The organism is Amycolatopsis sp. NPDC058278, assembly GCF_042881395.1.
GTDB lineage: Bacteria > Actinomycetota > Actinomycetes > Mycobacteriales > Pseudonocardiaceae > Amycolatopsis.
This window is the reverse complement of the sequence record NZ_JBHVXZ010000009.1, coordinates 107011-121982: the sequence shown is the minus strand read 5'-3', so window position 1 is coordinate 121982 and position 14972 is coordinate 107011. Positions and strand designations below refer to the sequence as shown.

Annotated in this window: 6 protein-coding genes; 4 read left to right on the top strand and 2 right to left on the bottom strand. The window is 64.1% G+C overall.

Annotation, left to right across the window (positions count from 1 at the left end; translation table 11 throughout):
• The first annotated feature begins 397 nt into the window (after positions 1 to 397).
• The 4 genes from ACFVYA_RS06965 to drmB are packed head-to-tail and all read left to right on the top strand — an operon-like array spanning position 398 to position 11940.
• On the top strand, positions 398 to 5062 hold the full coding sequence (locus ACFVYA_RS06965; RefSeq protein ID WP_387043231.1) for a DEAD/DEAH box helicase: 4665 nt from the start codon (positions 398 to 400) through the stop codon (positions 5060 to 5062).
• Entirely contained in the window at positions 5059 to 6909 is a 1851-nt protein-coding gene (locus ACFVYA_RS06960; RefSeq protein WP_387043229.1) for a UvrD-helicase domain-containing protein, read from the top strand. Before ACFVYA_RS06965 ends, ACFVYA_RS06960 begins: the two co-directional genes overlap by 4 nt.
• The gene (locus ACFVYA_RS06955) at positions 6909 to 10064 is read left to right on the top strand and encodes a helicase-related protein (protein WP_387043227.1); all 3156 of its coding nucleotides are present in this window, start codon (positions 6909 to 6911) and stop codon (positions 10062 to 10064) included. Before ACFVYA_RS06960 ends, ACFVYA_RS06955 begins: the two co-directional genes overlap by 1 nt.
• A complete protein-coding gene (gene drmB, locus ACFVYA_RS06950) occupies positions 9982 to 11940 on the top strand; it encodes a DrmB family protein (protein ID WP_387043225.1) in 1959 nt (652 codons plus the stop codon). Before ACFVYA_RS06955 ends, drmB begins: the two co-directional genes overlap by 83 nt.
• A 63-nt stretch (positions 11941 to 12003) precedes the next feature.
• On the opposite strand, the gene ACFVYA_RS06945 is transcribed toward drmB, so the two are convergent.
• Positions 12004 to 12390, bottom strand: coding sequence for a hypothetical protein (locus ACFVYA_RS06945; RefSeq protein ID WP_387043223.1), 387 nt, complete (start codon positions 12388 to 12390; stop codon positions 12004 to 12006).
• A complete protein-coding gene (locus ACFVYA_RS06940) occupies positions 12387 to 14921 on the bottom strand; it encodes a hypothetical protein (RefSeq protein WP_387043221.1) in 2535 nt (844 codons plus the stop codon). The genes ACFVYA_RS06945 and ACFVYA_RS06940 overlap by 4 nt, the downstream gene beginning before the upstream one ends.
• Between the last annotated feature and the right edge of the window lie 51 nt (positions 14922 to 14972).

The window sequence follows — 14972 nt, the reverse complement described above, 5'->3', positions numbered from 1 at the left end:
GGAGATTACCCACTATTGTCGTCGGACAAGCATAACTGACCGGTAACCAGTGCGACCGCCCCGATGTGCTCCTCCTGGACTCGATCACGCGCCTGTTGGTTCGCCTGAAGGGTGCCGGCTGGGGGTTCTCCTGCTGATGAGCGCGAGTCGTCCGATGTTGATCGACACTTCACCTTTGCAACCATGCAGCGCCACGGTAACGTTTCAGAACCGACCGTCCTTCGGAGTAACAGCGACGTCTGTGATCGCGAACTCATCGACATGGATCGGTCACGTGCGGGCACGGGAGGGCTCATGCGGTCGAGACAAAGCTCGGCTGGTTATCCGTTGACGTTGTTGCGCGCCTGAAGTATTCTGACCTGTTCTGTTCGAGTCCGAATCCTGGGGTTGTCTGCCAGTGAATTCTGCCAGTTCATCGGTTCTTCGTGTCGTCACCGAGCAATCGGAACGTGTTCTCGAGACCTACGGCATCGACCCGGGTCTCATCCGCGAACACGCCAACGCCGAACTGCGGATCACCCAGGGCGGATACGGGGATCGACAGATCTACGAACTCGTTCAGAACGGTGCCGACGAGCTACGAGAGGCCCAGGGCGGGGAAATTGCCGTCGTGCTCACCGGTTCGCACCTGTACTGCGCAAACGAGGGAACGCCGATCACCGCCGAAGGAGCCGACACGATCCTTCGGATGAGTGCCTCCCACAAACGCGGCGGGCAGATCGGACGGTTCGGAGTCGGCGTGAAGTCGGTGCTGAGCGTCTCGGACTCACCTGAGTTCTACAGCACGACCGGCTGCTTCGGCTTCGACAAGGACTGGTCTGCGAGGAAGATTCGAGCAGTTCAGCCGGATGCACGCGAGATCCCGGTGTTGCGGATGGCGCGGCCCATCGACAGGCAGCAGGCGGAGGCTTCGGATCCGATCCTCGCCGAGCTGCTCGTCTGGGCGACGACGGTGGTCAGGTTGCCGCTCCACCCCTCGGCGGTCGTCGGGCTCATGCGAGACTTGAGCACTTTTCCGGCCGAATTCCTCCTGTTCTCGCCGCACGTCAGCACGGTTACACTGGAGAATCGAGTTCGAGCGAAGGTCGAGAAGCGTCAGATCTTCCAACGTGTCGACGGGGATCGGCACGTCTTGCAGGAGGAGTTCGCATCGGGCGCGAGCTCAACGGTTCCGTGGCGAGTCTTCACGCGGGTGCACCGACCCAGCGAGAAGGCACTCCGCTCGGCCGGGGAACTGCACGACCGTCCCGAGATCGACATCGCATGGGCGGTCCCTGACCGTCGTGGCCGCGAATCTCGACAAGGCGAATTCTGGGCGTACTTCCCCACCAAGTACAAGACCACGCTTCGAGGGATCGTCAACGCTCCGTGGAAGACCAGTGAGGATCGTCAGAACCTTTACGCCGGTAATGCCTTCAATGCCGAGCTGATCAAGGTTGTCGCCGACCTGGTGGTCGATTCGTTCCCGTTGCTGGCCAGGGAAGACGACCCGGCCGCCTACCTGGATGCCGCACCGGCTCGTGGGCGGGAAGAACCTCAATGGGCGTCGGACGACTTGGTCGAGGCCATCTGGTCGGCCGCAGCGACCAAGCCCTCGCTGCCCGATCAAACGGGTGAGCTGAGGGTGCCGGCTTTCGTGCACATGCACCCCGTCGATCTTCGACCCGACTGGCTCGACTGGTGGCGCGCTCATCCGGGCAGTCCGGTCGACTGGGTCCATCATTCCGTCGAAAACTCGAAGCCACGGCGACGGGCGAGTGCCGACCTGATCTGTGCGACGGCCGAGGTTTCGCCGGCATCAGTGAGGGAGTGGCTCGAGGCCCTGGTCGCCGACGGGACGCCTGAAGCCTCCGGGGGCGCCGTGCGGATCGCGGCGGAGATGATTCGCGTCGGACACCCCCTGGCCAGCCAGGCATCGAAGGCCGCGATCGTGCTCACCGAGACCGGTGAGATGGTCGCGCCCGCCCGGGGCGGCCTCTTCCGCCGGGTATCGACCGACTCGCTGGCCGATTCCAACGTCTACGTGGACGAACGGGTAGTCGATCAGTTCGGCGTGCTCAGTGCGCTGGACGTGCTCGGCATTCACGAAGCCGACGCGGTAGGCCGATTCGCGGCCGTCGTGGAAGCGGGCTTCCACACCTACGGTGACTCCCATTGGTCCGAGTTCTGGGCTTCCTCGCGTAAGGCAGGCCCGAGCGCGACCATCCCGGTCCTTCGGGACTCGGTCCAGGACCCGGGACAGACGATCCACGTCCGCACAGTCGCAGGTACGTTCCGCGAGTTGGCGCGATGTCTGCTGCCCGGAGCCGTGGTGCCCGGTGACGGCTCGCGGGACGAAGCCGTCGCCGTCGATCTCGACTTCCACGCACCGGACCGGCAGGTCCTGCGCGAGCTGGGCATGAGCGAAACTCCCCGCGCGAACGTCGATCCCCGTCGTGAGGACTGGTTCGAAGAATATCGGGAGTGGTGCTGGCGTGCCTACCTCAAGGCGCTGCCCAGTGACGCGCCCAGGCCGCAACTGAAGTCGATGCGTGTCGATGGCGCCCCGATCGCCGGTCCGCTCCACCTGCTCACCGAGCTGTCCGATGAAGGTCGGGTGGCGTACGTGAACGCATTGCCTCGAGCCGGCATCACCCCGACCTGGGCGGTCAGAGCAAGCGGTGGGCACACCGGCAGTCGCTCTCTGGTCTCGCCGCTCGTTTGGATGGTCCGCAAGTACGGCCGCCTACAGACGAGCCGAGGCATCCGCTCGGTCTCCGAATGTGTGGGACCTTCGCTTGCGCGGTTCGACGAGTTCTTCCCGGTGGCCGAGGTGTCGACAGACGTCGCCGAGGCTCTCCGACTCGGCGACGATGTGGGGAAGCTCAAAGAGTCCCTCTGGCGAGCTCTGCTCGACGAAGTCGGGCGCAGCGAGGACGACGAATTTCCCGGCAAGGTCTACGGGTTGATGTTCGGGCTTGGCGTCGATTTCCCGGAGGGCGAGTGGTCGACTCGTTGTCGGGTGGGGGAGAAGTGGACCAACGACCTGCCCGACGCGGACATCGTCGTGACTTCGAACCGTGCCGACTTCGACCTCCTGGTCTCCGACGAGGTTCCGGTGCTCCTGGTGCCCAGCGAAGAGATCGCCCAGTCCATGGTCGAGAGCTGGGAGATGCGCAGCGTTGCGGATGCGATCGAGCGGGAGTTCCGGTACGTCGAGCAGGGGGAATCAGTTCTTCTCGTCGACGAATTTCCGCCGCTTCGGCAGCTGTCCAAAGATAAGATCGAAGGACGTCGGCTCGTTCGGTGCAGCGAACTGGAGCGGATCACGCACACCCCGAACGGTGAGCGAACCGAGATCGTCTCGCAGTTCCTGCAGGACAACGACGTCCTGGTTCTGAACCCGAGCGACGATCTCGCCGCCTTGAGGGCTGTCGACGAGATGTTGAAACTCGGCTTGGGGGTCGAGGGATGCAGATCGTTGCTCGAGCGTCGCCGCCGGCAGCAGGACGACGAGCAGCTGAAGCGCATCCGGGCGGCACGGACGATTTCCGAGAAGGCGCTTCACCTGGTCGGCAAGGACGCCCTCAAGCGCAAGCTGCCCAAGGGGCTGCTGGACAAGGAGCGCAAAGAAAAGGGGAGTGAACCCGACGGTCTCCGGATCGCCGAGCTCGCGATGCACACGCACGGTGACGACCTGCTCCGTCATCACGCGAAGGACATCGAGGCGAGGATCCCGGAGGCGGCCCGCTCGTTCCGGGGTGACAGCGCGTCGCGCCGATTGGTGAACGACCTGCAGCTGCCCGAGTCTTACGCCGGAGTTCGCGCATCGCAGACCCGGGACGCACTCGAAGTCGTCGAAGGTCCCGTCAGCTTCCCACGATTGCACGACTACCAGGAACATCTCGCTGTCCGGATGTTCGACCTTCTCACGAAGTCTGCCCCGCAGCGGGCCATGCTCTGCCTCCCTACGGGTGCCGGGAAAACCCGAGTCGCGGCCGAAGCCGTGATTCGGGTGATCAAGGCTCGTGGCCTGGCGGGACGTCCGGTTCTCTGGATCGCCCAGACCGACGAGCTGTGCGAGCAGGCGGTGCAGAGCTGGAGCTTCGTCTGGTCGAAGGTTGGACCGGCCGAGCGACTTATGATCAGTCGATTGTGGTCGGGCAACCAGGCCACGGCCGTGCGGGAGAGCCCGCACCTCGTGGTGGCGACCGATGCCAAACTCCACCAGTGCCTCGAAACGCCGCAATACGCCTGGTTGCGAGATGCGGCGCTCGTCGTGGTCGACGAGGCGCACATGTCGATCACGCCACGGTACACGCAGCTGTTCAAGGCGTTGGGCATCACGCACAACAGAGTTGAACGGCCGCTGGTCGGGCTCACGGCTACTCCGTTCCGCGGGTTCAACGAACTGGAGACCAAGAGACTGGTCGAGCGGTACGGCGGAGCGCGTTTGGACCAGGGCGTGTTCGAAGGTGACCCCTACCCGTACCTCCAGCAGCTGGGGATACTCGCGAAGGTGGAACATCGCGAGCTTGCCGGTGTGACGATGCCGCTGACCGAGTCCGAGCTCGCCGAAGTTAAGCACTTCCCGGGTAGCCTGCCCTCGAAGGCGGAGAAGCGCATCGGCGAGGACGACGAGCGGAACAACATGCTTCTGACGGAGATCCAGCGTCTGCCGAACGACTGGCCGGTGTTGCTCTTCGCGACATCCGTCGAGCACGCCAAGCTCATGGCAGCTGTGCTGAGCGACAAGAACATCAGTGCTCGGGCGATCGATGCCGCGATGCCCGCGAACGACCGACGCAGGATCATCGAGGAGTACCGGAGCAAGAAGATCCGAGTCATCACCAACTACGGAGTGTTGGCTCAGGGCTTCGACGCACCCGCCACGCGCGTTGTCGTCGTCGCCCGTCCGACCTACAGTCCGAACATCTACACGCAGATGATCGGACGCGGGCTGCGCGGGCCGATGAACGGCGGCGAGGACACCTGTCTCATCATCGACGTCAAGGACAACATCACGAACTACCAGAAGGCAGTGACCTTCACCGAACTCGATCACCTCTGGGAACGTTCGTGACCGCGGTCGAGACCCTTACCGCCGAGCAGCGAGCCGTGGTCGAGCAGCCTGCCGATGCGCTCGTGCTCGTCACGGCAGGGCCGGGCACCGGCAAGACGCACACCTTGGTCCGACGACTGGAACACCTGGTGACCGAGCATGGCGTCGCTGCCGGCGAGGTTCTCGTCTTGACGTTTTCCCGCGCGGCAGTTCGAGAGCTGCGCACACGCCTGACCTCGAACGACGGCGCGGCCCGTCACATCCGGGCTCGCACCTTCGATTCCTGGGCCCTCGAACTATTGACCGCGGTCGACCCGGAAGGCCGATGGCGGTCGGGCGGCTTCGACGACAGGATCCGAGCTGCAGCGAAAGCCGTCGTCGAGGGCCTCGCGGACGATTTCTGCGACGAACTCGTGCACGTCGCCGTCGACGAGATCCAAGATCTCGTCGGTGAACGACGTGTAATGGTCGAGGCGCTTCTCGACAGGTTCGCTTGCGGGATCACCGCAGTAGGCGACCCTGCACAGGCCATCTACGGCTTCCAGGTCGCCGATGCGCGGGAGCGACGTCGTGAAACGAACCGCTTTTTCACACGTCTTCGAGAGCTCTTCCCCGGGGAACTCGTGGAACTCGCCCTGACTGTCAACTTCCGCGTCCGGGACAGTGCCGCGGAGATCGCGCTTCCGTTCGGCCGCGAACTGCGTGGTGACGGGGAGGTGACAGCCGATGTCCGCACTCGTGTTCGGGGTGCCCTCCTGGACACGGCACCCTTCGGGAACCTCCACGACGACTTCGCAGCAACCGCTCTCTCCCGGTTCGACATAACCACGGCTGTGCTCTGCCGCACGAACGGTCAGGCTCTCGTGGCATCTGAGGAATTGCACAAAGCCGGGGTTCGCCATCGTCTGCAACGATCCGCAGCCGAGCGGGTTGTGCCGGCCTGGATCGGTGAGCTCTTCGCCGCCGGTACCGGTCCAGTACTCACCCGGACGTCCTTTGACGAACTGCTGCCTCACCTTCCGTTGGAGAGAGGAGACGACCCCGAACGCTGCTGGCAGTGGTTGGTCCGTGCATCTTCGCGAGGTGGCGAAAATCGAACCGTCGACTTGCGACGGTTGCGCGCCGCGCTCGCGATCGGAGCCCTGCCGGATGAACTGTGCGAACAGCCGACGGCACCGGTGACCGTTTCGTCCTACCACCGTGCAAAAGGACTTGAGTTCGACCGCGTGATCGTTGCCGACCCGGGTCCGCCTCGAGTCGGAGCCGATGACGACCCCGGCGAAGAGGCTCGAATGCTCTACGTCGCGATGACTCGCGCCCGGGACGATGTGATGCGGGTCGACAACCCTGCGGACGGCAGGATCCGGAAGGATCCGGTCACCGATCGGTGGGCCAGGTTCGGCTGGCAGCGATGGCAGCGACTGGGGATCGAGGTCGACGGTAATGACGTCTCCCAAGAGAAACCTCCCGGGTGCGACTCGTCCGAAGCCGACCCGGCGGAGCTCCGCCGATACCTGCTCGACGTCGTGCACAAAGCGGACGATGTCGTTCTGGAGCGCATGGACGACACGGTTTTCGGTCTGAAGGAGAGTCCGCCTTACCGGGTGCTTCACGACGGTCGTCCGATAGCGATCATGTCCGAGCGCTTCCGGAACGATCTGCACAGGTTCCTGCGAAGTGCAGGCCGAGAGCCTCGGTGGCCGGCCAGGATCACGAGAGTGCGGATCGACACCGTCGAGACGGTCGTCGGAAGCGGGGCGGACTCAGCCGCAGCGGGCCTCGGAGCACACGGCGTGTGGCTTGTTCCCCGACTCACCGGTCTCGGGTTGTTCATGTACGGCGGATCCACTCAAGACGAGGACCACTGATGACGGACCACGACGAGCACTACCGATTCCGTGCTGCGATGGTCGAGGGACTTCGCCGCGACGCCGTCGGCCCGCACGACGAGCACGAGGTGTTGATCGATCCACCGATCACGACCTATGTCGCAGGCATTCTTTTCCCGCGTACAGCGGAGCAGACCGCCAACCCCGACGTCGACCTGGATCTGACCTCGGTGGAAGTGATTGTGGACGAGCAACCGGACACCGGCGTCGCCATGGCCAACGTGCAGTCACCGTCGTCGATGGGCCTCACCTTCGCTGTCGGGCATCTCGTCTCGCCGATGGTGCGGATCACGGTGACCGCTGCCGTGTACGAGTCCGTCGACCTGACCGGGCGTCCGGTGGAAGCCAAACGATCCGAGCGGCGGAGTACCGAGGATCAGGGCATCCGATGGCGGCGACGTCTGCTCCCCGAATTCACGACGGAAATCGACGTCACGGAGCCCGAGCAGCCGTTCCACGAGGTGGTCGCCGGCCTCCAGCTGCGAGTTCGGACCCGGCCGCCTCGGAAGGGGTCCGTTTCGGTCACCGTGACGTTGGTCAACGTCGACAGCGTGCCACCGGGTGACCTCAAGGATCCCCACTGTTTCTTCCAACCGGAGATCAGGGTGGCCGGAACGCTCGTCGAGCGGCGTGGCCCGGGCGGGGGTGACGAGGAAGAAGTCAAAGGTACGCGACTGCTCTACCGCTACGCGCCGACTTTCGCAGTGGGACACGGATGTTCGGTCGTATGGAACTGGGAGGTGCCTCCGGTTCCGGAACTCGTCCGGCGAGGGGACCGTCCGGCGGTCGTGCCCGAGCTCTCGACGACATTCGTCCCCGAGCACGAGGTGCTCCTCACCGACTCGAACGAGGAGATCGAAAAGCTCGGCATGCAGCACCTCGCCACGGTGAGCGATAACGAGCTCTTCGGAGCTCTCGAGCGGATCGTCGCCGGCTACGCCCGGTGGATATCCGAGAGGCGTTCGGAGGTCGACTTCCTCGCCGAGTCAGAACTGTACGAAGTGGCGAAGGAGCACCTCAGGAGGTGTGAAGAAGCTCGGCTGCGGATCGAAAACGGCGTCAAGGTCCTCCGGCGAGACAAGAACGCCCTTCGAGCGTTCCGACTGGCGAACGAGGCGATGGCGCTGCAGCGGGGACGATCCTCCTGGATCAAATCCGGGCGCCGAGGAGGGGTGCGGCTCGATGGTGAATGGCGGCCCTTTCAGATCGCTTTCATGCTCCAATGCTTGGACGGGATTGTCGATGCGGAGCACGAAGACCGGGCTTTGGTCGACTTGCTCTGGTTTCCCACGGGCGGTGGCAAGACCGAGGCCTACCTGGGCTTGATCGCGTTCACCGTCTTCTTGCGACGTCTGCGGAAGGGGGAGGAGGGGCGAGGAGTCACGGCGATCATGCGGTACACGCTGCGGCTCCTGACGCTTCAGCAGTTCGAGCGGGCGGCTGCACTCATCTGCGCCATGGAGACGCTACGACGTCCACTGCGTGCGGAACTGGGCACAACCGAGGTCTCCCTGGGCATGTGGGTGGGACGGGCGGCGACTCCCAACACCCTCGACCAAGCCGAAGCTGCGCTGAAGCGTCTGCGTAAGCAGGAAAAGCTGCAGACGGAGAATCCGGTACAGCTGCGGAACTGCCCCTGGTGCGGCACGCCCTTGGACGCCGACGACTATGTGGTGGACCTTCAACTCAGGGAAATGTCGATCAAGTGTAGCTCCGTCGACTGTGCCTTCCGGGACGGCTTGCCCTGCCACGTGGTCGACGAGATGGTCTATCGGTCTCATCCGACTCTGTTGATCGCGACCGTGGACAAGTTCGCTCGTCTCCCGTGGCGAGAGGACGTTGCCGCGCTGTTCAACCGCGATGCGACGAGCCAAGGTGTCCCGCCGCCGGAGTTGATCGTGCAAGACGAGTTGCATCTGATCTCGGGACCGCTGGGCAGCCTGGCCGGGCTTTACGAAACTGTCGTCGACGAAGCAGCAGAGCGCCCCAAGGTCATTGCCTCGACTGCGACGATTCGTCGGGCCGAAGCACAAGCACGAAAACTGTTCGATCGTGAAGTGGCCCAGTTCCCACCCCCCGGTCTGGACGCTCGCGATTCCTGGTTCTCGGTGGAAGTACCACGTGAGAAGAAGGCCACGCGGCTCTACGCAGGCCTGATCACGCCGAACACGAGTCAGGCGACTCTGCTGGTGCGGGCATACGCTGCATTGCTGCACCATGCCGCGCAGACCGACGGCGAAGACGAGGTTCGTGACGCTTACTGGACCTTGGTCGGTTATTTCAACAGCCTCCGACTGCTTGCCGCAGCCGAACTCCAGGTCCACGACGACGTCCAGGATCGGCTCTCGCTGTTGGCCGAGAAGGATGCCGACGTACGCAAGGCGGAGATCGTCACGGAACTGACCAGCCGTGTCGACTCGAGTGACATACCGGAGTACTTGAAGGGACTCGATGTCGCACTTCCCGACGCCGCGATGGACGTGGTGCTGGCGACGAACATGATCTCGGTCGGCGTGGACATCGATCGGCTGGGTCTCATGGCGATCATGGGGCAACCGCAGACGACGGCCGAGTACATTCAGGCGAGCAGTCGGGTCGGGCGCAGCAGGCCGGGGCTGGTCGTCACGTTGTTCAACGCTGCACGCTCACGCGATCGCTCGCACTACGAGAACTTCGCCTCCTACCACGCGGCGCTCTATCGGCAGGTCGAATCGACCAGCGTCACGCCATTTTCGGCTCGAGCTCGGGATCGAGCCTTGCACGCCGTGCTGGTCGGTCTCGCGCGGCTCATGATTCCGGAGGCGCGAGCCAATGGAGCGGCCGCCGGGGTGGCGCGGTTTGCGCCACGGTTGGCGGAGATCAAGGCTTTGGTGCTCGCACGTGTCGGATCCGTGGCGCCCGCCGAGCGTTCGGACACCGCCGCCCACCTCGACGACATCATCGCCCACTGGAAGGACATGGCCACCGAAAACCCGAACCTGGTCTACGAGGCACCGAGCACGCCGGGTCGAAAACGGGACGCATCCGCGGCTCTGCTGCGCAGCTTCACGGATGACGATCTGGGAGAAGCGCTCGATACCCTTTGGAGTCTCCGTGATGTCGATGCGGAGTCCGATCTCTACCTGGAGCGATGAAATGCCGTTGCGAAGGCCGGGCAACCGCGGACGGACGAGCGCGGCCAACAAGGGGCTGCTCTTCAAGACGCCGCTGGGAGCCGTCAGGAACGCCCAGATCGTGATGACCTATGGTGTCGGCTCGATGGTGGCGGTGGACGACAACTCGTTCATCATCAGCGGTATCGACACCTGGTCGATCGACAGCGCTCATCCGTTGTACGAACCCCGTCTCCAGAGACGCCTGCGGGTACGTGTCTTCCGTTCGCCGCCGCCTGCCGATACGCCGCCGGCGGGGGACGGCGTCCGCATTCGTCGGTTTCCCGAGATCTACTCCTGCCCAGGTTGCAGCGAGTTGAAGAAGTTCAAGTTCTTCGGTTCCACTACGAAGAGCGGTCGCTGCGCGGATTGCGACCGGAGCCTGGTGCCCTCACGCTTCGTGGTTGCGTGCGAGAAGGGGCACCTGGACGACTTCCCGTACTGGCAGTGGGTGCACAAACGCAATGCACCGACAGGAGCGGTGGGCGATCGGCACGACCTGACTCTGAGTACCGATGGTCGTACGGCGTCGCTTCGATCCGTCGTGATCAACTGTTCCTGTGGACTGGCCTCCTCCATGGAGGGAGCTTTCGGCAGCAAAGCGTTGCATTCCCTCGGTGTCGCCTGCAGCGGTAGGCGGCCGTGGCTGGGAGAGGGCGCCGAACAGTCCGGATGTGACGCGGTGCCTCGTACGTTGCAGCGGGGCGCTTCGGCTGCTTGGTTCTCCGTCACCAGGTCTTCGCTGTCGATCCCTCCGTGGTCGGACACGTTGCAGAAGCTGGTGGACAAGGAGTTCCCGGCGCTCGACGTGATCGTGGCGCAGCCCGGGCACGCTGACGTCATCCGGAACCTGAGCTGGGTGAAGGAGAAAGGCTTCACCGTCGGCGAGGTGGTCGAGGCAGTCGAAAGGCGTCGGCAGTTCTCCGGAGCTGATGAAGACGATACGCAACCGGAGTCGATCCTCGAGGCAGCGGAGTCGTTCCGTATCGAGGAGTATCACCCTCTCTACCAAGGACATCATCAAGCGCGTCAGGGTGACGACTTCGAGTGCGTTCGGCCCGAGGACGTCGACCACGTCGAGCTCCCCGACGGCATCGATCGCGTCATGCTTGTGAAGAGGCTGCGTGAAGTAAGGGCGCTTGAGGCATTCACCCGAGTCGAAGCGCCCGAGGGCAAGTCGGACCGGCAGCGCTACGCCCACCTTTCCCGCGGCCCGGTCGACTGGCTACCGGCCGTGGAGGTCAGCGGAGAAGGCGTGTTCGTCGCTCTGGACCCGACGGCGCTGGCCAGGTGGGAGACGTCGGACGTGCCGGCGGGGCGAGGAGCGCAGATCCGGAAAGCTCACACTGATCTGCTTCGCAGGCGTGCCGTACGCAGAGGCGATCCGGCGGCGAGTGCCAAGGTCGAGTCGCCGATTTCGACGCGGTACATCCTTTTGCACACGTTGGCACACGCGTTGATCAACGAGTGGAGCCTCGACGCCGGTTATCCCGCTGCTGCTCTGCGTGAACGCCTCTACGTGTCCGACCAGTGTGCAGGCCTGCTGATCTACACTGCGACCAGCGACTCTGCGGGCAGCCTCGGCGGGGTCGTCGCCCAGGGAAATCATGCGCGGTTGGGTGAAACGCTCCGGTCTGCACTCGACCGGATCTCGTGGTGCTCCCAGGACCCGCCCTGTATGGAGTCGGAGGCAAGCGGAACCGACAGCCTGAACCTGGCTGCTTGCTACGCGTGCGTGATGCTTCCGGAGAGCAGTTGTGAAACCAACAACAGCTTTCTCGACCGAGCCCTACTGGTCGGACGACCTGGCGAGCCGCGAACAGGCTACTTCGAGCATCTGCTCGCAGAGGGACGGTAGCGTCGGCAAAGCCGGAGGGAGTGCCGGCGCCGACCGTCTGGATCTTCGGTACCCTGACCGCGTTCAGTCTTGGTGGTTCCCCGTCAACAGCCGGTCGACTGCGGATTCGAGAGCTGCGATGTCGTCGCGCCAGGCGTCGATCTCGCTCGATGGTGGGACCAGTCCGGAACGACGGCTGTGCAGGTATTGGCTGCTGGACCGATAGACGAGTTGTACTCGTTGAACCAACTGTCGCAACACGACGAGTTCGTCGGCCGTTCCCAAGGTGACGAGACCCCACAGTCTGAGATCGATCCGTCCTCGTGAGGACAGGGAACGGTCGGCAGGAAGTCTCTTCGCCACCAGTTCGATCCGCATGCGCAGGAGCAACACTTCGCACCTGCTGCGGAGTACGGGGTCCATCTGCGACTGGTCGACCTGTCGATGTGCTTCGCCCGGTAGCCAGGTCATTCGCCGAGCGTCCTCGTCAGCTCGAGGCAGAACTGTTCGGTGGCTTCGACCCGAGCGAGCAGTCCTTGAGGGGTCGCCACCGTCGCCGCTGCCGGATCGCCGTGAGACCCCGCATTGAGATCGTCGAGAAGATCCCGCTCTCGGAGAAGTCGGGATATCAGCGCTTTCGCCGGATGTGCGCGGTCGACCAGTCGCTCGAGCAGCCGGAGCCCATTCCTGGTTGTGAATGCCCTATCCAAGGCTGCGACCGCGGTCTTGCTGATGATTCCGTTCCTGCTCAATTCGACGACGAACTCTCGGACGACGGCATCGATGGCCTGACGGCAGAAGGAAAGGACCAGCACAGTAGTCGTCTCGGCTGACAGAACGGTGTACCTGCCTGCACCGTCGGTGTTCGCGGAAAGGACCGTTCTTGCGTCGGTGACCAGCGACTGCCACGGATGAGTGGCGTCGAGCTGCATGATGTTCCCGTGTGGGTCCTTGCTCAGCTTGATCAAGTGCAACGAGGCGATGTGGTGTCGCAGGACGTCGACCAACTGCTGGTCGTGGGTCAGCAGGACGACCTGCGTGCCCGACGCCGCCCGCGCGGCGATCAGTTCGGCGAACCTGTCCGCTCGGAAGTCGTCCATCGCGTGGACGGGATCGTCGAGCACGAGAAATCGGAACGGGCTCTGGATGTCGGACCCGAGGAGCAGCGCCAGAACGAGCGCGTTGTACTGACCGGCGGAAAGAGCACCGGGCCGGATGACATGCTCCCGGACCGCGAGCTCGAGGCCGATGGCGTCGTCAAGGCCCTCGCTGTCCGAACTCTCGACGTTCAGGACAAGGCGCTGTATCCCGATGTCGCCGAGAAGCTCCTGGAGTGGTACAGCCGTTCCATCGGCGAGTACCAGGCGCCGTTGTTCGTGCAATCGGTCATAGGCCGCCCGTAGCTTCACAAGGGCCTGGCTCGTGGCGTTCAGCGATGCAGCCGACTCACCGTGGGCGCGGTCGACAGCGAGGAACGGTTCGCAACAGCGTCGACGGGCAGCTCGCCATTGGTCCGCGACCAGCGTCCGGGATTGCAGATCGGTCAAAACCGTTCGAAGCCCCTCGGCGAACTGGTCATCTTCGATCAGCGTCTTCAAAGCACGCCAAGCCGGATCGTCGTCGAAGCGGGGGTGCAGCGCCACCAAGGGGTCGACCAGAGCGCGGAGCGTCGACGCGGCCGAGATCGTGGGCACCACGCGTTCGGCACGGCGAAGCAAGGGAAGCAGGCGATCGACCAGGATGTCGCGAAGTTCGCTGACTCGAGCTTGCGCCAGATTGAACTCCTCACGGACACGACGGGCGCTCTGCAAGGTCAGGCGAGCGTATTCGCGCCAGTCGGAACCTGTTACGCCGCAAGCCGGGCAATTGCCCCCAGGATGCGATGGGGTGTGCTCGACGAGATCCATGAGCGCATGTAGACCTTCACCGGTGAGCAACTCCGCTGTCTGCTCGCTTTTCGCTCGGTGGTACGCAGCCAGCCCGGCGGCTGCTTCTCGGCGAGCCTCCAGGACGTCGCTTTCCAGATAAGGATCGACGTGAGGATCCTCGGCGCCGGTGCGCTCGGCTGTCGGGAAGTTCTCCTCGAACCAGGCCTCGACGTCTTCGGCCGGTCCGTCCGGTAATCGGACAGATTGCGGAACTCGTGCGTAGGGATACTGGAGCGCAAGCTGCTCGTCGAGCGTTTCGAGTGCGGTCGCCGCCGTCTCCCGCGCTTGTATCCAATATTCGAGTGCCTGCGCGGACTTCAGGTGCCGAGTGTGCAAGAGGTGCCAGAGCGTCCACCACGAGTCACCCAGGCCGAGGCGATCGCGCACGAGCTCGCTGAGGTGACCGATCCGCAGTCGATGGGTCCAGTGGTCGTAACCGACCACCGCGTGTTGTGTCGAGACCGCCGCAGCCCAATGCTTTCCAGGGCGCGCAGTCAGTTCGTCCACGACCGGATCCGCGGGACGCCAGGTGACCTCCGTGTGCTCGGACAGGCCGTCGGACCGCCATGTGATCCTGAGACGATCTCCGTGGTCGTTCTCGAGTGTAAGCACGATGTCCGACTCGGGAGTTCCGGTGTGCTGGGGCTGTGGCTGTTCGAGGGCGGACTGAGTGAATGCCGTTGACCCCTCGGCACGACCACGCAGGGCTACCTCGACGGCGTCGGCAAGCGTCGACTTCCCCGTTCCGTTCGCACCCTGGACCACGACCACCCGTGCCGAGCGCGGCAAGGAGAGTCGGAACGGCTGGGCTTCGGCACCAGGCGCGCCAGTCCCGTTGGCGGCCCCGCGGAAGCCGCTTGCCTGCACTGAGCGAAGCTCCCATGGTCCGGACGCCAGCGCATCCAAGAGCTCGTCCTCGGCCGTCTCCGTGCCTTGTCGGCAGTGTCGAAGGGCTTCGGCCAGTACCTGGTCTGCCGCGTCGACAGGCTGACCGGGCAGGAGCAGCGTCTCGATCTCCGCGATCGTGGTGGGACGGCCCAATGCCGTCCCGAAGGCGATCTTCGTATCCGACAAGCTGATCCCCCGTTTGAGCTCGGAGCGAGAACTCTACCCGAGGGCGAGCCA